The sequence below is a fragment of the Pantoea dispersa genome (assembly GCF_019890955.1).
GTDB lineage: Bacteria > Pseudomonadota > Gammaproteobacteria > Enterobacterales > Enterobacteriaceae > Pantoea > Pantoea dispersa.
In genome coordinates, this window is the sequence record NZ_CP082346.1 from 915,999 (window position 1) to 941,335 (window position 25,337).

The following is a 25,337-nucleotide window of genomic DNA, read 5'->3' on the forward strand; positions in this document are numbered from 1 at the left end:
TATTGCAAGGTTTGAACCGAAACCCGCATAACGAATCGGTCTGTTCCAGTCGATCGCTCTGTTTGCTGCCACTGGTCAGCGCACGCGGGTGGTTTAATGCAATCAATCTGCAAGGAGATAGAAGATGAATAAACTCGCCGCAGTGCTGGCCGTGTGCACCATGGCCTTTACCCTGGCCGCCTGTTCCAGCAACTACGTCATGCATACTAATGATGGTCGCACCATTGTTGCGGATGGCAAACCAAAAGTTGACGATGAAACCGGTATGATCAGCTATAAAGATGCCAATGGCAACGAGCAGCAGATTAACCGCTCAGATGTGAAAGAGATGGTGGAAATGGGCCAGTAAGCCCGGCTAGCAGGTAAAAAAAAGCACCGCAATTTGCGGTGCTATTTAAAATCACTATGGACAGACAGGGTAAATCTACAGGAATTAAAAGTTTGATCTGCAATCGTCAGATCAAAATGCAAACACAACATCACGACCACAAGCCAAAAGCTCTCTAAAAGTCTGCGATCTCTCGCACGTTTCCAGAAATCTTTTCGTTCCGGCTCAGGAAGTGCGGCAACTATAGGTATTTGCTGGAGCTTCCTCAACGGACAAATTATAATGTCTCGGATTAAAAAATCTAATACGTAACGACTTTGTATAAGTTGCAGTGTTACGCTGTCAATCCGGGTACGGAAAACCATGTCAAAACGCCTTCCGCCGCTTAATGCTCTTCGCGTCTTCGACGCTGCGGCCCGTCATTTGAGCTTCACCAAAGCCGCTGAGGAGCTGTTTGTCACCCAGGCGGCTGTCAGCCATCAGATTAAATCGCTGGAAGATTTTCTCGGTCTCAAGCTGTTTCGCCGGCGCAATCGTTCGCTGTTACTGACCGAAGAGGGTCAAAGCTACTATCTCGATATCAAAGAGATTTTTTCGGCACTGAACGATGCCACGCGCAAACTGCAGGCGCGCAGTGCCAAAGGGGCTCTCACCGTCAGCCTGTTGCCGAGTTTCGCCATTCAGTGGTTGGTTCCGCGCCTCTCCAGCTTTAATCTGGCTTATCCGGGCATTGATGTGCGTATCCAGGCGGTAGACCGTGATGAGGAGAAGCTGGCCGACGATGTCGACGTGGCGATTTTTTACGGCCGCGGCAACTGGCCCGGTTTGCGGGTAGAGAAATTGTATGCCGAATATCTGCTGCCGGTGTGCTCGCCGCTGCTGCTGACCGGCGACAATCCGCTCAAATCACCAGCCGATCTGGCGCATTTCACGCTGCTGCATGACGCCTCGCGCCGTGACTGGCAATCCTATATTCGTCAGCTGGGCTTGCAGCACATTAATGTTCAGCAGGGGCCGATCTTCAGCCACAGCGCCATGGTGCTGCAGGCGGCGATCCACGGCCAGGGCGTGGCGCTGGCCAATAACGTGATGGCGCAGAGTGAAATTGAGGCCGGACGGCTGGTCTGTCCTTTCAACGATGTCTTAGTGAGTAAAAATGCTTTTTATCTGGTTTGTCATGACAGCCAGGCAGAACTGGGTAAAATAGCCGCCTTTCGGCAGTGGATTCTGGAAAAAGCCGCAACTGAACAAGAAAAATTCCGCTTCCGCTACGATCACTAACGCGTTGCCTGCCGCACAGTGATGTGCGGTTTCACCTTGAGGATAAATGAATGTCCAGTCGTGCCATGTTTATATTTGCCGCCATCAGCGGCTTTCTGCTGGTGGCGTTTGGTGCTTTTGGGGCGCACGTGCTGAGCAAAGCGCTCGGCGCGGCCGAGATGGCGTGGATCCATACCGGCCTTGAATATCAGGCGTATCATACGCTGGCGATTATCGGTATTGGCGCAGCGATGCTGCGTCGCGCCAATATCTGGTTTTACTGGAGTAGCGCCGCGATGGCGCTGGGTATCGTCCTGTTCAGCGGCAGCCTGTATTGTCTGGCGCTGTCGCACCTGAAGTTTTGGGTGTTTGTTACGCCGGTTGGAGGCCTGTGCTTCCTGATTGGCTGGTTTTTGATGTTGATTGGCGCGCTGCGTCTGAAACGAAAGGCAGATCGCCATGAATAAAGTTTTACTCTATTGCCGTCCGGGATTTGAGAAAGAGTGTGCGGCAGAAATCAGTGCCAAAGCAGCGGAACGTGAAATCTACGGTTTTCCGCGTGTTAAAGATGACGCCGGTTACGTGCTGTTTGAGTGCTATCAGCCAGAAGAGGCGGAAAAACTGATCGCCACGCTGCCGTTCGCGGAGCTGATTTTTGCCCGGCAAATGCTGGTGGTGGGCGAGCTGCTGCGCGATCTCCCGCCTGAAGATCGTATTACCCCGATTGTTGGCATGCTGAGCGGCGTGGTGGAGAAGGGCGGCGAGCTGCGCGTTGAAGTGCCCGACACCAATGAAGCCAAAGAGCTGACCAAATTTTGCCGCAAGCTGACGGTACCGCTGCGCGCCAGCCTGCGCGACAGCAAAATCCTGCTGAATTATGAGAGCAATAAACGTCCGGTGGTGCATGTGTTCTTTATCGCGCCGGGCACCTGCTACGTTGGTTATTCGCTGCCGCACAACAACTCGCCGTTTTACATGGGCATTCCGCGCCTGAAGTTCCCGGCCGATGCGCCAAGCCGCTCTACGCTGAAGCTGGAAGAAGCATTCCATGTGTTCGTGCCGGCCGATGAGTGGGACGAACGGCTGGGCAGCGGCATGTATGCGGTCGATCTTGGTGCCTGCCCCGGCGGCTGGACCTATCAGCTGGTAAAGCGCAGCATGTGGGTCTACGCGGTGGATAACGGCCCGATGGCGCCGAGCCTGATGGATACCGGACAGGTTACGCACTGCCGCGAAGACGGGTTCAAATTTCGCCCGCCGCGCAGCAACATCAGCTGGCTGGTGTGCGACATGGTGGAAAAACCGGTGCGCGTCGCCAGCCTGATGACCGAATGGCTGGTCAACGGCTGGTGCCGTGAGGCGATCTTCAACCTCAAGCTGCCAATGAAAAAGCGCTATGAAGAAGTCACGCAGAACCTGGCAATGATGGACGCGGCGCTGAAGGAGAAGGGCGTAAACGCGCAGATTCAGGCGCGCCAGCTGTATCACGACCGCGAAGAAGTGACCGTGCATGTGCGCCGGATTTGGGCGGCAGTCGGTGGACGGCGCGACGAACGCTAGGCCTGCTTCATACTTTGCACTATCGCGGCGTTGGCTGCGCCTGCTTCATACTTTGCACTACCGCAGCGTTGGCTGCGCCTGCTCGCCCCGGTCACATACTGATGTATGCTCCCGGGGACTCCCAGGCTTGCCGCCTTGCGCTAGCACAAATTATTTCGCAGAAATTAGTTGCACTCATCCGTAGCGGCGCGATTCATCGCGCAATGAGTAGGGTTGAAACTTCCTGGAGCAGCTCGGGCTTGCCGTCATGCGGTGGCACAAATTATTTCGCAGGTTGGCTGCTTCGTATTAATGCAGGTAACTGCAGGCCGCATAACATTTGTAGCGGCGCGATTCATCGCGCAATAAATTGCACCGCAACCAAACCCGCGATCGTTGCGGAATGGGACTGAAACCTGCCTGAACAGCTCAGGTTTGCCGTGCTGCTGTAGGGGCGCCATTCATGGCGACCTCAATGACGCGCCGGACCCTGATACCGCAGCGTATTTAAATTCCCCTGCAACACCAAATCCCGCTTCAACGTTGACACCTGTCGGCACACCTCCGCGGTCGCGCGGTGATCGCGTAACTTCTTCTGCCACTTCTCAGGTACCTGGTCCAGCTGCTGATACAGCGCCTCGAGCGAACCAAACTGCAGCAGCAGTTCCCGTGCGCTTTTCGGCCCGATGCCGGGCACGCCTGGAATTTTGCTGCTGCTGATACCGCATAAGCCCCAGTAATCCGCCAGCTGGGCCGGCGCGACGCCGAACTCCTGTTCGATAAACGGCACGTCCAGCCAGCGCTTCTGAAAATAATCGCGGATGCGGATGCTCGGTGCCAGCAGCTGGCAGTAACCTTTATCGGTGGAAACGATGGTGGCCTGATGACCGGCGTCGGCCATCTTCACTGCCAGCGTCGCGGCCAGATCGTCCGCTTCATCCTGTTCGGCAACCCAGCAACTGACACCGCTGGCCTCAAAGGCCGCCTGCAGCGAGGCCATCTCCTGCTGTAAATCATCCGGCATCGGCGGGCGACCCGCTTTGTAGTCCGGCAATAACTGATGACGCCAGCCAGGCTGTCGGTCATGGCTGTCAAACACCGCCACCACGTGCGTTGGTCGCGTGTGGCCCAGCAGCTGATGCAGCGCCGCCACGCAGGCCTCACGACAGGGCGAACCCTGCACCGCATGCAGGCGGCGGATCAGATTGAGCGCGTCGATAATAAGCAGATGAAGCGACATAGTGATACCGGCAGCCCGCAGGCTGCCTTCCTGATGGGTTATTTGATGATTTCGTAGCAGGGGATGTAAGCGCTGCCGGGCAGCTTCATGCGCTGCTGCGCGACGAAGCCCTGCAGCAGTTCGTCCATGCGGTGCATCAGATCGGCATCGCCTTGCAGCTGATACGGACCTTTTTCCCGGATTTCGCGGATCCCCATCTCTTTGACGTTACCGGCCACGATGCCCGAGAAGGCACGCCGCAGATCCGCCGCCAGTTTTTCCGCTGGCTGATTCGGGAACAGCTTGAGGTTGGCCATATTTTCGTGGGTCGGCAGGAACGGCACCTGCAGATCCGGTGCAATGCGAATCGACCAGTTGAAGCTGTAGGCATCGCCGGTTTCGCGGCGGTACTCTTTCACCTGCGGCATGGCTTTCTTCATCAGACGCGCCACTTCCGCAGCATCATCAATGATGATTTTGTAATGCCGGCGCGCGGCTTCACCCAGCGTATTAACGATGAAATCATCCAGCACGCGGAAGTAATCGGCGCTCTCTTTTGGCCCGGTGAGGATCAGCGGCAGGACCTGGTCGCTGTTCTGCGGATTCATCAGAATGCCCAGCAGATACAACAGCTCTTCTGCCGTGCCGACGCCGCCCGGGAAGATCACGATGCCGTGCGCGATGCGCACAAAGGCTTCCAGACGCTTTTCGATATCCGGCATGATGATCAGTTCATTCACCAGCGGGTTAGGTGGCTCCGCAGCGATGATCGACGGTTCGGTCAGGCCGATAAACCGGCTGTCGTGGTAGCGCTGCTGTGCATGGCCTACCGCTGCCCCTTTCATCGGCGCTTCCATCACGCCCGGACCACAGCCGGTACAGATGTTCAGTTCGCGCAGGCCCATCTGCGTCCCGACATTGCGGCAGTATTGATATTCGACCGCGTTGATGGAGTGACCGCCCCAGCACACCACGGTGTTGGGATATTCGCCCACGTGCAGCGCGCGCGCGTTGCGCAGAATAGAAAACACCTGATTGGTGATGTGCGCGGAGTCGGTGACATCCTGATTCTGCAGACGATCCGCTGCCGAGAGCTGACCGTTAACAAACAGAATATCGCGCAGTACGGCAAACAGGTTCGCCTGCAGCGAACGGATAATCCGGCCGTCAACAAACGCCTCTTCCGGCGGGTTGATCAGCTCCAGTTTCACGCCGCGCTCGCGGCGCAGCACGTTGATGTCAAAGTTTTCAAAGCGGGAAAGCAGTTCGTGGCTACTGTCGGTCTGGCTGCCGGAATTGAGTACCGCCAGCGAACAGTTGCGAAACAGCTGGTAGAGATCGCTGCTGGCAGTACGCTTCAGCATGTCGACTTCCAGCTGGGAGAGCAGATCCATTGAGCCAAGCGGGCTGATATGTGTAATCAAGAGAACTCCTTTACACGCAAATGCGTGACTGATGACGCTGCGCTTAACCCGTTGAGCGCAGTGACGAAAATCCTTCGGTAAGCACGCTGTCGCCCTCGCGCCTGTACCAGAGTACCGTTGTCGGCCGCGAATGCTCAAGTGGAACCGCGCATCCGTGCGGCGGCCTGCGAGACATCTCGCAATCTGTTACTGGCGCACCAGGCGGGAGTAGCCCGGCGTGAAAGGAACATTGCTGCGCCACGGATTGATATCCAGCCCGCCGCGCCGCGTGTAGCGCGCGTAGACGGTTAGTGCTGCTGGCTGACAAAAGCGCTGAATATCGTTGAAGATACGCTCGACGCACTGCTCGTGAAACTCATTGTGCTGGCGGAACGAAATCAGATAGCGCAGCAGCGCTTCGCGATCGATACGCGGGCCCTGATAGCGGATCATCACTGAACCCCAGTCCGGCTGATTGGTGATCAGACAGTTCGATTTCAGCAGATGGCTGACCAGCGTCTCTTCAACCACTTCGCTGCCCGTTGCGCTGGCGAGGTAATCAGCGTTAAAGCCGTAATCGCTGATGGTGATATCCTGCTCGTCGATGACATCGCCAGCGAAGTGCCCGATCGGCTGACCTTCCACTTCGCTCAGGCGAAACAGCGCCACGCTGACCTGGCCGTTAGCGCAGGCGCTGAGATCGCGCTCCAGCGTTTGCCGCACGGCGCCCCAGTCGGCGAAGATCGTCTGGTTAAAGCTGTTAAGATAGAGTTTGAAGCTTTTGGACTCGATCAGATTCACGCTGTCGGCGCTTAGCACCACTTCGCCGACCGCGACCTGCGGCACGCCTTTGCTGTTTAGCCAGGAGAGTTCATACAGCGTCCAGATATCTGCGCCGTGGAACGGCAGGTTGTCGGGATAGAGCCCGAGCGGCTCGCGATTCAGGCTGCGCGGCACCGCCTGCAGCAGCGTGTTATCGTAGCGATCAACATACGCGGTGGGCTTACCCAAAGTCAGGCCGCTCAGCGCCGTATCCCGGTTTTCAGAAGACATAACGGTTACCACTAAAATCCATCAAAGGGAGTCAGTGTAACCGATCACCAGCGAGAAGATGAATGATGCAGCAAACCGCAGAGGCCCTGCGCGATTTTACCGCCCGTTATGTAGCGCACTGGCAGCAGCAGCACGGCCATTTTCCCGCCAGCGCAGAGCTGTACGGCGTGCCGTCGCCCTGCATCATCAGTGAACTGGATGAGCGCGTTCTGTGGCAGCCGCAGGACTTTACCCTGCCAGCCTCGCTGGCAGCCGTTGAGCGCGCACTGGATATTCAGCTGCAGCCGGACCTCACCACGTTCTATACCACACAATTTGCCGGCGACATGCACGCGCAGTTTGCACAGCAGTCGCTGACGCTGCTGCAGGTGTGGAGCGAGGACGATTTTACCCGCCTGCAGGAGAACCTGATTGGTCATCTGGTGATGAAGCGCCGTCTGAAACAGAGCCCGACGCTGTTTATCGCCACGACAGATTCGGAGCAGGATGTTATCGCGGTGTGTAATCTGACCGGAGAGGTAATTGTGGAGCAGCCGGGTACGAAAAAGCGGCAGAAACTGGCGGTGGATATTCAGACATTTCTTAATGCTTTACAACCGGTTAGTTCGTGAGTTGCAGACTTTTCTCGCAGCTCTTGTAAGAGATCTCTCACAACTGGTGTGCGAGATCGCCAGAACATTGCGCAGACTTCCGGAAGTCCGCAATGTAAAAATATTGTGAATCATGCAGTTATGGCATCAATCTGAAAATTAAGACATGGCTTAATCGTTTAACGGCGCTTACTGACTTGTTATTGCGATGGTTTCTGCCAGAATAGTCACCACTGGCAGGAAGCCACGGATTGAGAGACGTTCAGGAGAATGTCAGCCAGGCGGCAGGAACGTAACGGAGTTTACGTCACAGGGAAGGCTTCAGGATGAAGCAGGACACTCCGGAGTGAGTAAAGGACACCTCCAGGATGGAGAATGAGAGCCACGCGGGATGTGGCGGGCCAGGATGCTAAGGACCAATGTCACGATGACGGGCGACGGAAAGCGCAGGAACAGTTGTCATGGATGAGCAGGGAGCACAGCGGTGGCGGGAATGCTGCAAACGAACCGGGAGCACTGTAATCACAGTGCTCCTTTTTTTATGCCGTTTTTGCGCGCGCACCCACTAATGATATGCTTGCCGCCCCTTTTTGACGCGGAGGTAGCGTATGTCGACGCACCTGATTATTCAGCGGCTGCAGCAGGTCGAAGCGGTGATGCGCGAACACGGCCACTGGCAGACGCACGCCCCGGCGGCGGAAGCCTTTAATAGCACGCAACCTTTCTGTCTCGATACCCTGCAGCCGCTCGAATGGCTGCAGTGGGTCCTGCTGCCGCGCATGCAGGCGCTGCTTGACGCCGGCGCCGCGCTGCCGCAAAACTTCGCCGTTACGCCTTATTATGAGATGGCCCTGCCGCCCACCACGCCGGGCCATGCAGCGCTGCTGCTGACGCTCAGCCAGCTTGATGCGCTGTTTGCGCCGCCGGACGCCTGATGCTGGAGATCATTTATCAGGATGCATGGCTGGTTGCGGTGAATAAACCGGCGGGCTGGCTGGTGCACCGCAGCTGGCTCGATCGCAAAGAGAAAGTGGTGGTGATGCAGACGGTGCGCGATCAGATTGGTCAGCACGTATTTACCGCGCATCGCCTCGATCGTCCCACGTCTGGCGTGCTGCTGATGGGGCTCTCCAGCGAAATCGGGCGGCTGCTGGCGCAGCAGTTTGAACAGCATCAGATACAGAAGACCTATCACGCAGTGGTGCGCGGCTGGCTGGACGGTAGCGCAACGCTGGATTATCCGCTGGTGGAAGAGCTGGATAAAATTGCGGACAAGTTTGTCACGGAACCGCGCGCGCCGCAGCCGGCGGTCACCGATTATCGCGCGCTGGCGCAGGCAGAACTGCCGGTGGCCATCGGCAAGTACCTCAGCGCACGTTATACGCTGGTTGAGCTGTCGCCGCACACCGGGCGCAAGCATCAGCTGCGGCGCCATATGGCGCACCTGCGTCATCCGATTATTGGTGACAGCTCGCACGGCGATCTGCGGCAGAACCGCGGTGCCGCAGCCCACTTTGGCATGGATCGACTTATGCTGCACGCCAGTGCGCTGACGCTAACGCATCCGGTGACCGGCGAACCGCTGGTGATTCGCGCCGGGCTGGATCGTGTCTGGCAGCAGATGCTGCAATCGTTTGGCTGGCAGCAGCAACTGCCCGAGGTGCCGAGGGTTGAGTTTGCCGCTGAGGCAGTCCAGGATAAGCCGACAGAATAAAGGAGCGGCAAAATGGCAAAGATTGGCATTTTTACAGGTACGGTATACGGCAACGCGCTGCTGGTTGCCGAAGAGGCGCAGCCGGTGCTGGAAGCGCAGGGGCATGAGGTGAAGGTGTTTGAAGATCCGTCACTGGCCGACTGGCAGGCTTACAGCAAAGAGGTCGCGTTAATTGTTACCTCGACCACCGGGCAGGGCGATTTTCCGGACAATATCGCGCGACTGTATGTGCAGGTGCGCGATGAGCTGGGCTATCAGCCTGAGCTGCGCTATGGCGTGATCGCTTTAGGCGACAGCAGTTACGACCATTTCTGTGGAGCAGGAAAGACTTTTGATGCCACGCTGCAGGAGCAGCAGGCGCAGCGTATTGGCGAGGTGCTGCTGGTGGATGCGACGGAAAATCCGGAGCCCGAGTCAGTGACCACGCCGTGGGTGGAGAGCTGGGGTAAGTTGTTGTAGTTTGGCTTGGTTCACGCCCTCACCCTAACCCTCTCCCGCCGGCGGGAGAGGGAACCGATCGCGCCGAAAGTTAATTTTGCACCTCACGTCACCGGTGCCGGATTGAATACCGCCAGCTGATTACGGATTCCCCAGCGATCTGACCACGTCTGTTTACGTCCGCTGGCGATATCCAGAATCAGCTCAAACAGCCGCCAGCCGACCTGTTCAATACTCTCTTCACCCGTCGCGATGGTGCCGGCATTGATGTCCATCAGGTCATGCCAGCGGTTCGCCAGCGCGCTGCGCGTCGCCATTTTGATCACCGGAATTGCCGCCAGACCGTAAGGCGTGCCGCGCCCGGTGGTGAACACCTGCAGCGTAATGCCGGAAGCCATCTGCTGGGTGCCACAGACAAAATCGCTGGCCGGCGTGGCGGCGTAAATCAACCCGCGCTGCGTCGGGCGCTGTCCGGGTGACAGCACTTCGACAATCGGGCTGCGGCCGGATTTGGCAATTGAGCCCAGCGCTTTTTCTACCACATTGGCCAGGCCACCTTTTTTATTGCCCGGCGACGGATTCGCGCTGCGGTCGGTTTGCCCCTGGCTCAGATAATCGTCGTACCACGCCATCTCCTCCAGCAGCCGTTTGCCCACCGCTTCGTTCACCACACGCGGCGTCAGCAGATGGATCGCATCGCGTACCTCGGTCACTTCCGAGAACATCACCGTCGCACCACAGCGCACCAGCAGATCCGAGGCAAAGCCAACCGCCGGATTGGCCGTCACGCCGGAAAACGCATCGCTGCCGCCGCACTGGGTGCCGACCACCAGCGCTGACGCCGGGCAGGTTTCGCGCTGACGCTGATTGAGTTTTTTCAGATGGCGCTCGGCCACCTGCAGAATTTCATCGACCATCGCGCCAAAGCCCACGTGACGCTCATCCTGCAGGCGCACGATATCGCGCTCATCCAGCGAAATGGCCTGTACGTCCGGTGTGCCGGTCAGCAGGCGCTCCGGCTGTAATTTCTCGCAGCCGAGGCTCACCACCATCACTTCGCCGCCAAAATTAGGATTCAGTGCAAGGTTGTGAATGGTACGAATCGGCACCATCGCCGCCGGTGCGTTGATCGCCACGCCGCAGCCATATAAATGGTTGAGCGCCACCACACCATCGACGTTGCTGTAGCGCGGTAGCAAATCGCGCTCAATCAGCTGCACCACGTAATCCACCACGCCCGCCACGCAGTGCACGCTGGTGGTGATGCCGAGCAGATTGCGCGTGCCGACGCTGCCGTCGGCATTGCGATAGCCTTCAAAGGTGTAGCCGTCCAGCGGCGGCAGGGGCGGCGGCACGTTGGTTGCCAGCGGCACGCTGGCCAGCGGTGGGGCGGCGGGCAGCGCCACCAGTGACTCCTCAATCCAGCTGCCACGCGCAATCGGGCGCAGCGCCGTGCCAATCACTTCACCGTAACGCACGATGTCGCCATGCAGGGCGATATCGCTCAGCGCCACTTTGTGCCCCTGCGGCACATGCTCAGTCAGTTGCAGACCGTCATCAAAGCGGCTGCCTGCGGGCAATCCCTGATCGTTGACCACTATCGCCACGTTATCGGCGTCGTGCACTTTAATGTAGCGCGGTTTGTCTGTCAGAGGTCGGTTCATTGCTCACCTTCCGGTTCGTCGCACCGGTCATAGCGGTGCGGTTGAAATCAAGTCCGTCACATCATCGTTATTTGCCAGCCTCAGTATAAGCAGGGGTATTCACCCGCGCATTGTGCAACTGACTGGCTTTGTGCCGCGATCGGCGCGCAGTTTGGTTCGTTTTACCAAACGCAAGTGAAGAGCCTCACAAAGCGTACGCTTACTGTTCACTTTTCCAGCAATCTGGCGGCTGAATGGCGGGTTCCGTGAGCCACGCCGCAGCGTTATGGGCAAATGCCAGAAAATCGTGCCGGATTGATGATTATCCTCGGGCGTTCCTCCAGTGTTTCGCGGCGATGCTGTTCCTATACTGATTGCCGTTCTTCAACGTTTGGTTATTCGTCACGACGCATCATCGTTTTGCCATAACAACAATCGCCGTGTTTAACCCAACATCATTCTGATACCCAACGCGATGTGTATGCAGTCAGAGTGAATGTAGCGTTCGCTATATTTCAGGAGTGCATCATGAATAGTTACAGCCAGACAGCGGCAGCGGTGCAGAAGCGCACCAACGCCCGTTACTGGATTGTGGTGATGTTATTTATCGTCACCTCGTTCAACTACGGTGACCGGGCCACCATTTCGATTGCCGGTTCGGCGATGTCGAAGGAGATCGGTCTCGATTCCGTCGGCCTCGGCTACATCTTCTCCGCCTTCTCGTGGGCGTACGTTATTGGTCAGATTCCGGGCGGCTGGCTGCTGGACCGCTTCGGCTCCAAACGCGTCTATTTCTGGAGCATCTTCCTGTGGTCGCTGTTTACCCTGCTGCAGGGCTTTGTCGACATCTTTAGCGGCTTCGGCATTGTGGTGTCGCTGTTCCTGCTGCGCTTCATGGTGGGACTGGCGGAAGCGCCATCTTTCCCGGGTAACAGCCGTATTGTTGCTGCCTGGTTCCCGGCGCAGGAGCGCGGTACCGCCGTCGCCATCTTTAACTCCGCCCAGTACTTCGCCACGGTGATTTTCGCACCAATCATGGGCTGGCTGGTGGCCGAGGTGGGCTGGGCGCACGTGTTCTGGTTCATGGGTGGGCTGGGCATCATTCTCAGCTTTATCTGGCTGAAAGTGATTCATGACCCGAACGATCACCCTGGCGTGAACAAAGCCGAGCTGGAGTACATGGAGCAGGGCGGCGCGCTGATTAACATGGATGCGAAGAAAGCCGAGCGTAAAGTGAGCTGGGATGAGAAGTGGTTCCAAATTAAGCAACTGCTCTCCACCCGCATGATGTGGGGGATCTATCTCGGTCAGTACTGCGTTAACGCCCTGACCTACTTCTTTATTACCTGGTTCCCGGTGTATCTGGTGCAGGCGCGCGGCATGTCGATTCTTAAAGCCGGCATGATCGCCTCGATTCCCGCCATCTGCGGCTTCCTCGGCGGCGTGCTGGGCGGCGTGATTTCAGATTATCTGATGCGTAAAACCGGCTCGCTGAACATCGCGCGTAAAACCCCAATCGTCATCGGCATGCTGCTCTCCATCAGCATGGTGATGTGTAACTACACCGAAACCGAATGGGTAGTGGTGCTGTTTATGGCGCTGGCGTTCTTTGGTAAAGGCATTGGTGCGCTGGGCTGGGCGGTGATGGCCGATACTGCACCCAAAGAGATCAGCGGCCTGAGCGGCGGTCTGTTCAATATGTTCGGTAACTTCTCTGGCATCGTCACGCCGATTGCCATTGGTTACATCATCGCCACCAGCGGTTCGTTTGAAGGGGCGCTGATTTATGTCGGCATCCATGCGTTTGTGGCGGCGTTCAGCTTCCTGGTGATAACCGGCGATATCAAACGTGTCGAACTCAAACCCCGGTCATAAGGAACCGAATATGAATACGCAAAGTTCCCCGGTGATTACCGACATGCAGGTGGTTCCGGTGGCGGGTTACGACAGCATGCTGCTCAACATCGGCGGCGCGCACAGCGCCTGCTTCACCCGCAATATCGTGGTGCTGACCGACAGCGCCGGTCACACCGGCGTCGGCGAAGCGCCGGGCGGTGAAACCATTTATCAGACGCTGGTCGCGGCAATTCCGCAGGTGAAAGGGCAGCAGGTGGCGCGCATGAACCGGCTGGTGCAGCAGGTGCATAAAGGCAACCAGTCGGCGGATTTCGATACCTTCGGCAACGGCGCCTGGACGTTTGAGCTGCGGGTCAATGCGGTGGCGGCGCTGGAAGCGGCGCTGCTCGACCTGCTCGGCCAGTGCCTCGGCGTGCCAGTGGCCGAGCTGCTGGGGCCAGGTCAGCAGCGCGATGAGGTCACGGTGCTGGGCTACCTGTTTTACATTGGCGATCGGCGTAAAACTGATTTGCCGTATCAGAGCGGCGACGCGGCCGGTCACGACTGGTATCACCTGCGCCATCAGGAGGCGCTGACGCCGGACGCGGTGGTGCGCTTAGCCGAAGCGGCGCAGGACAGGTACGGCTTCAAAGATTTCAAACTGAAAGGCGGCGTGCTGCCGGGCGAGCAGGAGATTGCCTCGGCGGTGGCACTGAAGCAGCGTTTCCCGGACGCGCGCATCACCGTCGATCCCAACGGCGCCTGGCATCTGGATGAAGCCATCGCGCTGTGCAAAGGCCTGCACGAGGTGCTGACCTATGCCGAAGATCCGTGCGGTGCCGAGCAGGGATATTCCGGGCGCGAAATCATGGCCGAGTTTCGCCGCGCCACCGGTCTGCCGGTCGCCACCAATATGATCGCCACCAACTGGCGTGAGATGAACCACGCGGTGATGCTCAACGCGGTCGATATTCCGCTGGCCGACCCGCACTTCTGGACGCTGAGCGGCGCGGTACGCGTGGCGCAGCTGTGTGATGAGTGGGGGCTGACCTGGGGCTGCCACTCCAATAATCACTTCGACATTTCGCTGGCGATGTTTACCCACGTCGGCGCAGCGGCACCGGGTAAACCGACCGCCATCGATACCCACTGGATTTGGCAGGAGGGCGACCAGCGTCTGACTAAAGAGCCGCTGCAGATCCGCAACGGCAAAATTGCCGTGCCGGACAAACCCGGCCTCGGCGTTGAGCTGGACTGGGACCGCCTGCGCCAGGCTAACGCCCTGTATCAATCGCTGCCGGCAGGCGCACGTAATGACGCCACGGCAATGCAATATCTGGTTCCCGGATGGTCGTTCGACCGCAAGCGTCCGGCTTTTGGACGCCGCCATGCATAAGGAGCAGGAAATGAGTCACACCCCGAAAATTACATCAATGCAGGTCATTCCGGTGGCCGGTTACGACAGCATGCTGCTGAATCTGAGCGGTGCCCACGCGCCGTTTTTTACCCGCAATATCGTGATTGTGAAAGATAACGCCGGCCACACGGGCGTGGGCGAGATCCCCGGAGGCGAGAAAATTCGTCAGACGCTGGAAGACGCGGCGGCGCTGGTAACCGGAAAAACCGTCGGCGAGTACAAAAATATCCTCACCCTGGTGCGCACCACCTTTGCCGATCGCGATGCCAGCGGGCGTGGCAATCAGACCTTTGACCTGCGCACCACCATTCACGTGGTGACCGGCATCGAAGCGGCGCTGCTGGATCTGCTCGGCCAGCATCTGGGCGTCAACGTGGCGTCGCTGCTGGGCGAAGGACAGCAGCGTGACCGCGTCGAGATGCTCGGCTACCTGTTTTACGTCGGCGATCGCCGCAAAACGTCACTGCCGTATCAGAGCCAGACCGATGATCCGTGCGACTGGTATCGCCTGCGGCATGAGGAAGCGCTGACGCCGGACGCGGTGGTGCGCCTGGCAGAAGCCGCCTATGAAAAATATGGCTTTAACGATTTCAAACTGAAAGGTGGCGTACTGCGCGGCGGTGAAGAGGCCGAAGCGGTAACCGCACTGGCGAAGCGTTTCCCGCAGGCGCGCGTGACGCTCGATCCCAACGGCGCCTGGTCGCTGAATGAGGCCATCCTGCTCGGTAAACAGCTGAAAGGCGTGCTGGCTTATGCAGAAGATCCGTGCGGCGCTGAACAGGGTTACTCCGGACGTGAAGTGATGGCCGAGTTCCGGCGCGCCACCGGTCTGCCTACCGCCACCAATATGATCGCCACCGACTGGCGCCAGATGGGCCACACGCTGTCGCTGCAGTCGGTCGATATTCCGCTGGCCGATCCGCACTTCTGGACCATGCAGGGCTCGGTGCGCGTGGCGCAGATGTGTCACGACTTCGGCCTGACCTGGGGTTCGCACTCCAACAACCATTTCGATGTTTCGCTGGCGATGTTCACCCATGTGGCCGCCGCCGCACCGGGCGCCATTACCGCCATCGACACCCACTGGATCTGGCAGGAGGGCAATCAGCGCCTGACCAAAGAGCCGTTGCAGATCAAGGGCGGCATGGTGCAGGTGCCGCAGAAGCCGGGCCTTGGCGTCGAACTGGACATGGATCAGGTGATGCAGGCCCATGCGCTGTATCAGCAGCATGGACTGGGCGCGCGCGACGATGCGCAGGCGATGCAGTTCCTCGTGCCGAACTGGACATTTGATAACAAGCGTCCGTGCCTGGTGCGCTGATTTTATTCCGCGCGCCCGCGGGCGGCGGTGCTAAATAACAGGAGTAGAGATCATGAGCAATGCCTGGCCCAACCCTTTTCGTCGTCGTTTGCTGGCAGGGGAAACCCTGATTGGCAGCTGGTGCGCCCTTGCCAATCCTCTCACCACGGAAGTGCTGGGGCTGGCGGGCTTTGACTGGCTGGTGCTGGACGGCGAACACGCGCCGAATGACATCACCACCTTTATTCCGCAGCTGATGGCGCTGAAAGGCAGCCCGAGCGCGCCGGTGGTGCGACCGCCGTGCAACGAGCCGATCATCATCAAGCGTCTGCTGGATATTGGCTTCTATAACTTCCTGATTCCTTTCGTGGAAACCGCAGAAGAGGCGGCGCGCGCGGTGGCATCGACCCGTTATCCGCCAGCCGGTATTCGCGGCGTGTCGGTTTCGCATCGCAGCAACATGTACGGCACGCTGCCGGACTACAACGCCACCATCAATGACAATATCACCGTGCTGGTGCAAATCGAAACTCAGCAGGCGGTGGACAACATTGACGCCATCGCGGCGGTGGACGGCGTAGACGGCATCTTTGTCGGCCCGGGCGATCTGTCAGCGGCGCTGGGCTATCTCGGCCAGCCGGCGCATCCGGAAGTGCTGAAAGTGATCCGTTACATCCTTGAGCGCGCCAAAGCCGCCGGTAAGCCGAGCGGGATTCTGGCGCCGGTGGAGGCTGACGCACGCCGTTATCTCGAATGGGGTGCCAGCTTTGTTGCCGTCGGCAGCGACCTGGGTGTTTTCCGCCACGCCACGCAGGCGCTGTGCGACAAATTTAAGCAGTAACTGACGAAGGGGAAAGGCAATGAAAATTGGATTTATCGGCCTCGGCATCATGGGCAAACCGATGAGTAAAAACCTGGTGAAAGCCGGTTACACCCTGGTGGTGCGCGACCACAACGCCAGCAACGAAGCCGAACTGGTGGAGCTGGGTGCCACCGTGGCGAAAACGCCGAAAGAGCTGGCCGCGCAGGTTGACGTGGTGATCACCATGGTACCGAACTCACCGCAGGTGAAAGAGGTGTGTCTGGGCGAGAACGGCATTATCGAAGGGGCAAAGCCGGGGCTGGTGGTGATCGACATGAGCTCCATCGCGCCGCTGGCCAGCCGCGAAGTGCATGATGCGCTGGCAGAAAAAGGCATCCGGATGCTGGATGCGCCGGTGAGCGGCGGTGAGCCAAAAGCGATTGAAGGCACGCTGTCGGTAATGGTCGGCGGCGATAAAGCGCTGTTTGATCAGTGCTACGATGTTCTTAAGGCGATGGCCGGTTCGGTGGTGCACACCGGCGATATTGGCGCGGGCAACGTCACTAAACTGGCCAACCAGGTGATTGTGGCGCTCAACATTGCCGCGATGTCAGAAGCGCTGTCGCTGGCCACCAAAGCCGGCGTCAATCCGGAACTGGTTTACCAGGCGATTCGCGGCGGTCTGGCGGGCAGCACCGTGCTGGATGCCAAAGCGCCCATGGTGCTGGACCGCAACTTTAAGCCTGGCTTCCGTATCGATTTGCATATCAAGGATTTAGCCAATGCACTTGATACCTCACACGGCATTGGCGCACATCTGCCGCTGACCGCGGCGGTGATGGAGATGATGCAGGCGCTAAAAGTCGACGGGCAGGGTACGTCCGATCATAGCGCGCTGGCTTGCTATTATGAAAAATTAGCCAAAGTTGAGATCACCCGGTAGTGCCCGCGTCCGGTGTCTGCGGATGCCGGACGCTGTACTGCCTAAGCCAGACGGATTTCCGTCACCTACCGCGCTCGGATTGCCTATGAAAATTGTCATCGCACCGGATTCATACAAAGAGAGTTTGTCCGCCCTGGAAGTGGCTACCGCGATAGAAGCGGGATTTCGCGAAATTTTCCCCGCCGCTGACTATGTCAAAATACCGGTCGCCGACGGCGGAGAAGGCACGGTTGAAGCAATGGTGGCGGCAACCCAGGGCAACATCGTCAGACTGACGGTGACCGGGCCGCTCGGCGAGCCGGTCGACGCGTTTTACGGATTATCCGGTGATGCGCGTACCGCCTTTATTGAGATGGCGGCGGCCAGCGGGCTGGAGCTGGTGCCTGCGGCACAGCGCGATCCGCTGATCACCACTTCCTACGGTACCGGTGAACTGATCAAAAACGCGCTGGATCGCGGCGTCGATCACATCATCATCGGCATCGGCGGCAGCGCCACTAACGACGGCGGTGCCGGCATGGTACAGGCGCTCGGTGCCCGGCTGCTGGACAGCGACGGCAGCGGGATTGGCTACGGCGGCGGGGCACTGCCGCAGCTGGCGAAGATTGAGATCGCCGATCTGGATCCGCGCCTGCTGCAGTGCCGCATTGAAGTGGCGTGTGACGTGACCAATCCGCTGATTGGCGAAGAGGGGGCGTCGGCGATTTTTGGCCCGCAGAAAGGGGCCACGCCGCAGCTGGTGCAGCAGCTGGATGCTGCGCTCGGCCATTACGCCGCGATTATTCAGCGCGATCTGGATATTGATGTGCTGCACATCGCCGGCGGTGGTGCAGCCGGCGGCATGGGCGCGGCGCTGCATGCGTTTTGCCACGCGGAACTGCGGCGCGGCATTGAGATTGTCACCGAAGCGCTGGGACTGGCGCAGCAGGTGCAGAATGCCGATCTGGTGATTACCGGTGAAGGGCGCATCGACAGTCAGTCAGTCAACGGCAAAGTGCCGGTTGGCGTGGCGCAGGTGGCGAAGCAGTTCAATAAGCCGGTCATCGGTATTGCCGGCAGCCTGACGGCGGATGTCGGTGTGGTGCATCAGCACGGGATCGACGCGGTGTACAGCGTGCTGTCGGGTATCTGTTCGCTGGAAGAGGCGCTGGCCAATGCCGCGCAGAATGTCCGCCTGACGGCAAGGAATGTTGCTGCCACGATTAAGGTGGGGCAGGGGTTGTAGGGGAGGCGGTGCGGTTTTCCCCTCACCCCAGCCCTCTCCCGCAGGCGGGAGAGGGGGCTGATGGTGCACGGATTTGGATTTCGCGCTGTTCCTCTTCATCGCACCGCACGGTTCCCTCTCCCGCCGGGAGAGGGTAAGGGTGAGGGCCCAGCCCACAACCCACAACCCTGACTACACCACGCCCAGCACCTGACGCGCTTCGCGCGCCACATTCGCCATCTCGTCGCTCAGCTCCAGCAGCTCTGGTTCCAGCGCTGCGATATCGCTCTCCTGATGCAGACTCTTCTCCAGCTGCTGACACAGCTGTTTCAGCCGCGGCACGCCGCTGTAGCTGGCGCTGCCGTGCAGCTTGTGGATAATCTCGCGCAGCCCATCGACGTCATTCTGCGCCATACATTGCGCCACGCGCTGCTCCACTTCCGGCAGAAAATCCAGCAGCATCTGCAGCAGATCGCGCGCCAGCTCGGCTTTATTCGCCGCCTGGCGCAGCGCAAGCGCCCAGTCGAGTGAGGGCGCGATCGCCGGTTGTCGTACCGCGCTCGCCACGCTGCCCGGCGCATAGCGCTGCAGCAGCTGCTTCAGCTTGTCCTCATCAATCGGTTTGGCGAGATAATCATTCATGCCGGCGGCGATCAGCTGCTCGCGTTCGCCATCCAGCGCATGCGCCGTGACCGCGACAATCGGCGTGCTGGCGTGCTGTGGCAGGCTGCGGATGATCTCGCTGGCGCGGATGCCGTCGATGTCCGGCATCTGAATATCCATCAGAATCACGTCCAGCCGCTGCTGCCGCGCCTGATGAATCGCCTGACTGGCGTTGTCGCACAGAATGATGTTCTGGACCTGCTCCTCCAGCAATGCGCCGATCAGCTTCAGGTTGGCCGGATTATCATCCACTGCCATCACCGTCAGCGGCTGTCTTACGCCGCGCGGGGCGGCGTCGCTGTGACGCATGTTGAGATCGAGCAGCATCGGCAGCAAACGCGTCAGCGACACCGGTTTGGCAATGCAGCCGGCGATACCGCGCGCGCGCAGATCGTCAGCGAACAGCATCATTTCGCTCGGCAGCGCCAGCAGCACGGAGTCGGCGTGTGCGCGCAGGCGGGCAATCAGCGCATCGGACAGCGTAGCCGGATGCGGATCGCTGACCGGCAGCCCCATCAGCAGCAGCGGGAAGTGGGCGTCGGGCAGATCGTCAAGGCTGGCAAAGTGCTGCACCTGCAGAGGCGTAATGCTCAGCACCTCCTGAACCGCTTTCGCCACCGCCGGATGGGGTTCGATATAAGCCAGCGGCGTGGCGTGCAGATCGTCCAGCATGCGTGGAATCGCCGGTGCATTAGGATTGAGATCCAGATGTACCTGCACCCAGAAGGTGGAGCCCTGATTCTGCCGGCTGTGGAAGGCGATCTCACCGCCCATTTCGTGCACCAGTTTCTGCGTAATCACCAGGCCAAGACCGGTACCGCCGTGACGGCGCGAAATACTGGCATCCGCCTGACGAAAGGCCTGGAACAGTTGCGACTGCTGCTGCTCAGAGATACCGATGCCGGTATCGTGCACCTGAATCTCCAGTTCCGCCCGTGTGATGCTGAGATGACGCAGCTCGACGCGCAGATCAATGTGGCCGCGCTCGGTGAATTTGATGGCGTTGCCAATCAGGTTGATCAGAATTTGCTGCAGACGCAGCGGATCGCCAATCACATTATCCGGCACCTGTTTCCCGAGGCACACGGTGATCTCGAGGCCTTTCTCATGCGCGGACGGCGCCAGCAGCACCAGCGTTTCATCCAGCGTGGCGCGCAGCGGGAACGGGATCGACTCCAGCACCAGCTTACCGGCTTCCAGTTTGGAGAAATCGAGCACGTCGTTAATGATGCTGAGCAGGTTATTGGCCGAACGCTCAATGGTGCTCATGTAATCACGCTGGTTGGTGCTTAGCCCGGTTTTCAGCATCTGGCGGGTAAAGCCAATCACGCCATTGAGCGGCGTGCGCAGCTCGTGCGACATATTGGCGAGGAACTCCGACTTGATGCGTGCCGCTTCCTGGGCGCGCTTTTTCGCCAGGTCCAGCTCGACGTTCTGAATCTCCAGCTGCTCCAGCGTTTCTCGCAGATCGTAGGTTGCCTGGTCGATGTTCTGCTGCATCTCTTCATGGTAGGCAGTGAGCGACATCGCCATGGCGTTGATGCCGTTTTTCAGGATGCTCAGCTCGCCCAGCATGTAGCCATCCACGCGGCTGTCGAGCTGGCCACGCCGGATGCGGTCCACGGTGGTAACCATATTGCGAATCGGGCCGGTGACGTCGCGCATCAGTCGATAGGCAAACAGCATGGCGATACACAGGCAAAACAGCAGCAGCAGAGTGGCGACAAACACCTCTTTGTACTGCTCCAGCCGCACCGACTGCAGATCCAGCTCAATCGCCACATAACCCAGCGGATTGCCTGCCGGCTTGGCGTCTTCACCCGGCAGTTCGTCCACCGAATAGCGTTCAGAGATGATTGGCGTGCGCAGCACCATCAGGTTGCCGTGTCGCTCCACCGACACGCCATCCGCCAGCGTGGAAATATCGGCTTTTTGCAGCAGCGCGAGGTTCTGGTTGTTATTGGAGCTGACGTAGATGTGATTGTTGTTGTCGAAAACCGTAATGGCACGGACAATATCGGAATGACGGCGATGCAGCAGGCTGACCAGCTCGCGAATCGCATCACGATTATGCCACGTCATGCCGTACTCGCTCGACACCGCCAGCGGTTCGATAATGTTAGCGCCGGCATCGCGCACCTGGTGCTGCAGTTCGTTGTAGCGGTGCACCACGAAGAAGGTACTGAGCAGCAGGCCAATCATCAGCGTCGGCGCCAGTATCAGAATCATCATTCGCGCCCGCAGGCTGTATTTGGTCATAATTGTGGCCTGGCGACTCCTGGCATTTTATCCCTGTGCAAAAACCGCGTACGGCTGCACACCTAATGAAAACTGAGAATTCACAATACTATGGCGCAATTTTACTCCGCAAAACAGCGCGTGACGACGAAGCAACGTCTCAGCGTCACCATTGACGAGCTCGATCCCTTTGGTCAGGGCGTGGCGCGCCATAACGGTAAAACGCTGTTTGTCAGCGGCGCGCTACCCGGCGAACAGGCCGAGGTGATCCTGACCGAAGACAAGCGTCAGTTTGCGCGCGGCAAAGCCAAAAAGATTACACAACCGAGCCCGCAGCGCCAGCAACCGCGCTGCATCCATTTCGGCGTGTGCGGCGGCTGCCAGCAGCAGCACGTGTCCGTGGCGCTGCAGCAGGAGAGCAAAGCGCGGGCGCTGGGCCGCATGCTGAGTCAGGAAGCGGCGCTGCCGGTGCAGGTGGATGAGATCATCAGCGCTGCGCCCTGGGGCTATCGCCGGCGCGCGCGTCTCGGTTTGCAGTGGCTGCCGAAGCAGCAGCGCCTGCAGATGGGCTTCCGTCAGGCGGGCAGCAACGATCTGATTGATGTGACGCAATGCCCCGTTTTGGTGCCCGAGCTTGAGGCGCTGCTGCAGCCGCTGCACCACTGTCTCAGCAGCCTGCACGCAGTGAAACGGCTGGGGCATGTGGAACTGGTGCTGGCGGATAACGGTCCGCTAATGGTGCTGCGCCATCTTGATGCGCTCTCCGCTGCGGACCGGACAAAACTGGAACGTTTTTCGCATGAGCACCGGCTGATGATCTGGCTGGCGGACGGCAGTGACGCGCTGCAGGCGCTCGGCGTGGAGCAGCCTTACTACCGCTCGTTTGATTTGCAGCTAACCTTTAGTCCGCAGGATTTCATTCAGGTCAACGATGGCGTGAATCAGCAGATGGTGGCACAGGCGATTGCCTGGCTGGATCTGCAGCCGGACGATCGGGTGCTCGATCTGTTCTGCGGCATGGGCAACTTCACATTGCCGCTAGGAAAGTTCGTACAAAATGCGGTGGGTGTGGAGGGCGTTGCAGCATTAGTGCGCCAGGCAGAGTATAATGCTCAGCTTAACAATCTCAGAAATGTCTGCTTCTTCCAGCACAATTTAGAGGAAGATGTCTCGCGCCAGCCCTGGGCGGCGCAGGGATTTAATAAGGTGTTACTGGATCCGGCGCGTGCCGGGGCCGCGGGCGTGATGTCGCATATCGTTAAACTTGCGCCGCAACGCGTGGTCTATGTTTCCTGTAACCCGACAACACTTGCCCGCGACAGTCAGACATTACTGTCGGCGGGCTACCATCTGGAAAGGGTCGCGATGCTGGATATGTTCCCTCATACCAGCCATCTCGAATCCATGGTGCTGTTTAGCAAAACATAAGCGATGTTTAAGTCGCTGTGGCAGGAGAGGATATGGTTGCGGTTAGAAGTGCGCATTTAAATACGGCCGGGGAATTTGCCCTTGACCAGTGGATCGCCAGCTTGAGTATCAGTAATCCGCAATCCTGCGAACGACTGGCGGAAACATGGCGCTACTGTGAAGCCGAAACGCACGACCATCCTGATCAGGCTCTGCTGCTGTGGCGCGGTATTGAGATGGTGGAAATTCTCACCATGCTCAGTATGGACATCGACAGTCTGCGCGCCGCGCTGCTGTTCCCGCTGGCCAATGCGGGCGTGGTAAGCGAAGAGGATCTGGAAAAGGCCTTTGGCAAAAGCATCGTCTCGCTGGTGCACGGCGTGCGCGATATGGATGCCATCCGCCAGCTGAAAGCCATTCACAACGACTCAATGGCCTCGGAGCAGGTGGATAATGTGCGCCGCATGCTACTGGCGATGGTGGAAGATTTCCGCTGCGTGGTCATCAAGCTGGCAGAACGTATCGCCCATCTGCGCGAGATGAAAGATGCGCCGGAAGATGAGCGCGTGCTGGCGGCGAAAGAGAGCACCAACATTTATGCGCCGCTGGCCAACCGTCTCGGGATCGGCCAGCTCAAATGGGAGCTGGAAGATTACTGCTTCCGCTACCTGCATCCTGACGAATACAAACGCATCGCCAAACTGCTGCATGAACGCCGCATCGATCGTGAACAATACATTGATAACTTCGTCGATAACCTGCGTAAAGAGATGCAAAAAGAGGGCGTGCGCGCAGAAGTTTACGGCCGTCCCAAGCATATCTACAGCATCTGGCGCAAAATGCAGAAGAAGTCGCTGGCGTTTGATGAGCTGTTCGACGTGCGCGCAGTGCGCATCGTCGCTGAACGCCTGCAGGACTGCTACGGCGCTCTCGGTACCGTCCACACGCTGTATCGTCATCTGCCTAGCGAGTTCGACGATTACGTTGCCAATCCCAAGCCAAACGGCTATCAGTCGATTCATACCGTGGTGCTGGGACCGCAGGGCAAAACGGTCGAGATTCAGATCCGTACCCGCCAGATGCACGAGGACGCTGAACTGGGCGTCGCGGCACACTGGAAGTACAAAGAAGGACCGACGGCCAGCAACGCACGCGGTGCCGCAGGGCACGAAGAGCGCATCGCCTGGCTGCGTAAACTGATTACCTGGCAGGAAGAGATGGCGGATTCCGGCGAGATGCTGGAAGAGGTGCGCAGCCAGGTATTTGATGACCGCGTTTATGTGTTTACGCCAAAGGGCGACGTGGTCGATTTGCCGGCCGGTTCCACGCCGCTCGACTTTGCCTACCACATTCACAGTGATATTGGTCATCGCTGCATCGGTGCCAAAATCGGCGGCCGTATTGTGCCCTTTACCTATCAGCTGCAGATGGGCGATCAGATTGAGGTGATCACCCAGAAGCAGCCGAACCCGAGCCGCGACTGGCTGAACCCCAACCTCGGCTATATCACCACCAGCCGCGGACGCTCGAAGATTCATGCCTGGTTCCGTAAACAGGATCGCGACAAAAATATCGCGGCCGGCCGGCAGATTCTGGATAGCGAGCTGGGCCAGCTGGATATCAGCATGCGCGAAGCCGAGAAGCTGCTGCTGCCGCGTTATAACGTCAGCTCGCAGGATGAGCTGCTGGCGATGATTGGCGGCGGGGATATCCGTCTTAACCAGATGGTTAACTTCCTGCAGGCGAAGCTCAACAAGCCGAGCGCCGAAGAGGAAGATCGCGAGGCGCTGCGTCAGCTGACGCAGAAATCGCATCAGCCGTCGTCGGCGCGTAAAGAGAGTGGCCGCGTGGTGGTGGAGGGCGTCGGCAATCTGCTGCACCACATTGCGCGCTGCTGCCAGCCGATTCCGGGCGATGATATTGTCGGGTTTATTACCCAGGGGCGCGGCATTTCGATTCACCGCGCCGACTGCGATCAGCTCAGCGAACTGATTTCGCATGCGCCGGAACGCATTGTCGATGCGGTGTGGGGCGAAAGTTACTCCAGCGGTTATTCGCTGGTGGTACGCGTGACGGCCAACGATCGCAGCGGGCTGCTGCGCGACATCACCACCATTCTGGCCAATGAAAAGGTCAACGTGCTGGGCGTGTCCAGCCGCAGCGACACCAAAAAGCAGCTCGCCACCATCGATATGGATATCGAGATTTATAACCAGCAGGTGCTGGGTCGCGTGCTGGCGCGCCTTAATCAGGTGCCGGATATTATCGATGCGCGCCGCTTACATTAAGCCCTGCTGAGACCGGTGCGCAGCAATGCGCACCCGGGCAAAACCGCGTAAT

At 58.8% G+C, this 25,337-nt stretch carries 21 protein-coding genes; 16 read left to right on the forward strand and 5 right to left on the reverse strand.

Going from position 1 to position 25,337, the window contains the following annotated elements; genetic code table 11:
• Positions 1 to 124: 124 nt before the first annotated feature.
• The 4 genes from K7H94_RS04165 to rlmM all read left to right on the forward strand — a co-directional run bounded on the left by K7H94_RS04165 (position 125) and on the right by rlmM (position 3,148).
• Positions 125 to 349, forward strand: a complete 225-nt coding sequence (locus tag K7H94_RS04165) for a YgdI/YgdR family lipoprotein (RefSeq protein WP_010616412.1) — start codon at positions 125 to 127, stop codon at positions 347 to 349.
• A 342-nt stretch (positions 350 to 691) separates the two neighbouring features.
• Positions 692 to 1,609: a transcriptional regulator GcvA gene (locus tag K7H94_RS04170; protein ID WP_010616414.1), complete on the forward strand. Its 918-nt coding sequence runs from the start codon at positions 692 to 694 to the stop codon at positions 1,607 to 1,609.
• A 50-nt stretch (positions 1,610 to 1,659) separates the two neighbouring features.
• Complete coding sequence (locus K7H94_RS04175; RefSeq protein ID WP_021507384.1) at positions 1,660 to 2,055, forward strand: DUF423 domain-containing protein; 396 nt, start codon at positions 1,660 to 1,662, stop codon at positions 2,053 to 2,055.
• Positions 2,048 to 3,148: a 23S rRNA (cytidine(2498)-2'-O)-methyltransferase RlmM gene (gene rlmM / locus K7H94_RS04180; RefSeq protein ID WP_021507383.1), complete on the forward strand. Its 1,101-nt coding sequence runs from the start codon at positions 2,048 to 2,050 to the stop codon at positions 3,146 to 3,148. Before K7H94_RS04175 ends, rlmM begins: the two co-directional genes overlap by 8 nt.
• A 451-nt stretch (positions 3,149 to 3,599) precedes the next feature.
• On the opposite strand, the gene xni is transcribed toward rlmM, so the two are convergent.
• The 3 genes from xni to queF form a co-directional block, all read right to left on the reverse strand.
• Positions 3,600 to 4,367 carry a flap endonuclease Xni gene (gene xni / locus K7H94_RS04185; protein ID WP_058780277.1) on the reverse strand — a complete coding sequence of 256 codons (768 nt, stop codon included), beginning with the start codon at positions 4,365 to 4,367 and terminating at the stop codon, positions 3,600 to 3,602.
• 38 nt (positions 4,368 to 4,405) lie between these two features.
• The gene (ppnN, locus tag K7H94_RS04190) at positions 4,406 to 5,770 is read right to left on the reverse strand and encodes a nucleotide 5'-monophosphate nucleosidase PpnN (protein WP_021507381.1); all 1,365 of its coding nucleotides are present in this window, start codon (positions 5,768 to 5,770) and stop codon (positions 4,406 to 4,408) included.
• A gap of 186 nt (positions 5,771 to 5,956) precedes the next feature.
• Entirely contained in the window at positions 5,957 to 6,802 is an 846-nt protein-coding gene (gene queF, locus K7H94_RS04195) for an NADPH-dependent 7-cyano-7-deazaguanine reductase QueF (RefSeq protein WP_058757052.1), read from the reverse strand.
• Between the two features lie 62 nt (positions 6,803 to 6,864).
• Between queF and syd the strand changes: the two genes are divergently transcribed.
• The 4 genes from syd to K7H94_RS04215 all read left to right on the forward strand — a co-directional run bounded on the left by syd (position 6,865) and on the right by K7H94_RS04215 (position 9,565).
• A complete protein-coding gene (gene syd / locus K7H94_RS04200; RefSeq protein WP_058776607.1) occupies positions 6,865 to 7,413 on the forward strand; it encodes a SecY-interacting protein in 549 nt (182 codons plus the stop codon).
• A gap of 587 nt (positions 7,414 to 8,000) precedes the next feature.
• Positions 8,001 to 8,327 carry a YqcC family protein gene (locus K7H94_RS04205; protein WP_058771608.1) on the forward strand — a complete coding sequence of 109 codons (327 nt, stop codon included), beginning with the start codon at positions 8,001 to 8,003 and terminating at the stop codon, positions 8,325 to 8,327.
• Positions 8,327 to 9,106: a tRNA pseudouridine(65) synthase TruC gene (gene truC, locus K7H94_RS04210; RefSeq protein ID WP_058780276.1), complete on the forward strand. Its 780-nt coding sequence runs from the start codon at positions 8,327 to 8,329 to the stop codon at positions 9,104 to 9,106. Before K7H94_RS04205 ends, truC begins: the two co-directional genes overlap by 1 nt.
• Positions 9,107 to 9,118: 12 nt before the next feature.
• On the forward strand, positions 9,119 to 9,565 hold the full coding sequence (locus tag K7H94_RS04215; protein WP_021507375.1) for a flavodoxin: 447 nt from the start codon (positions 9,119 to 9,121) through the stop codon (positions 9,563 to 9,565).
• An 83-nt stretch (positions 9,566 to 9,648) separates the two neighbouring features.
• Here the strand turns inward: K7H94_RS04215 and garD are convergent, their stop codons facing one another.
• Complete coding sequence (garD, locus tag K7H94_RS04220; protein ID WP_222951701.1) at positions 9,649 to 11,208, reverse strand: galactarate dehydratase; 1,560 nt, start codon at positions 11,206 to 11,208, stop codon at positions 9,649 to 9,651.
• 507 nt (positions 11,209 to 11,715) lie between these two features.
• Between garD and K7H94_RS04225 the strand changes: the two genes are divergently transcribed.
• From K7H94_RS04225 to K7H94_RS04250, 6 genes are all read left to right on the forward strand, one after another.
• Positions 11,716 to 13,062 (forward strand): MFS transporter, encoded by a 1,347-nt coding sequence (locus K7H94_RS04225; RefSeq protein ID WP_058771607.1) that lies wholly within the window; start codon positions 11,716 to 11,718, stop codon positions 13,060 to 13,062.
• Positions 13,063 to 13,072: 10 nt separating this feature from the next.
• Entirely contained in the window at positions 13,073 to 14,419 is a 1,347-nt protein-coding gene (locus K7H94_RS04230; protein ID WP_222951702.1) for a glucarate dehydratase family protein, read from the forward strand.
• A gap of 10 nt (positions 14,420 to 14,429) precedes the next feature.
• Positions 14,430 to 15,761 carry a glucarate dehydratase gene (gene gudD, locus K7H94_RS04235; RefSeq protein ID WP_058757045.1) on the forward strand — a complete coding sequence of 444 codons (1,332 nt, stop codon included), beginning with the start codon at positions 14,430 to 14,432 and terminating at the stop codon, positions 15,759 to 15,761.
• A gap of 52 nt (positions 15,762 to 15,813) precedes the next feature.
• On the forward strand, positions 15,814 to 16,581 hold the full coding sequence (gene garL / locus K7H94_RS04240) for a 2-dehydro-3-deoxyglucarate aldolase (RefSeq protein WP_136545562.1): 768 nt from the start codon (positions 15,814 to 15,816) through the stop codon (positions 16,579 to 16,581).
• Positions 16,582 to 16,600: 19 nt separating this feature from the next.
• Entirely contained in the window at positions 16,601 to 17,485 is an 885-nt protein-coding gene (gene garR / locus K7H94_RS04245; protein ID WP_058771604.1) for a 2-hydroxy-3-oxopropionate reductase, read from the forward strand.
• 85 nt (positions 17,486 to 17,570) lie between these two features.
• Complete coding sequence (locus K7H94_RS04250; RefSeq protein WP_141496304.1) at positions 17,571 to 18,710, forward strand: glycerate kinase; 1,140 nt, start codon at positions 17,571 to 17,573, stop codon at positions 18,708 to 18,710.
• Positions 18,711 to 18,881: 171 nt separating this feature from the next.
• On the opposite strand, the gene barA is transcribed toward K7H94_RS04250, so the two are convergent.
• Complete coding sequence (barA, locus tag K7H94_RS04255) at positions 18,882 to 21,611, reverse strand: two-component sensor histidine kinase BarA (RefSeq protein WP_222951703.1); 2,730 nt, start codon at positions 21,609 to 21,611, stop codon at positions 18,882 to 18,884.
• 90 nt (positions 21,612 to 21,701) lie between these two features.
• Between barA and rlmD the strand changes: the two genes are divergently transcribed.
• Together rlmD and relA are read left to right on the forward strand one after the other, a co-directional pair.
• On the forward strand, positions 21,702 to 23,018 hold the full coding sequence (gene rlmD, locus K7H94_RS04260; RefSeq protein WP_222951704.1) for a 23S rRNA (uracil(1939)-C(5))-methyltransferase RlmD: 1,317 nt from the start codon (positions 21,702 to 21,704) through the stop codon (positions 23,016 to 23,018).
• Between the two features lie 32 nt (positions 23,019 to 23,050).
• Positions 23,051 to 25,285, forward strand: coding sequence for a GTP diphosphokinase (relA, locus tag K7H94_RS04265; RefSeq protein WP_021507365.1), 2,235 nt, complete (start codon positions 23,051 to 23,053; stop codon positions 25,283 to 25,285).
• The last annotated feature ends 52 nt before the right edge of the window (positions 25,286 to 25,337 follow it).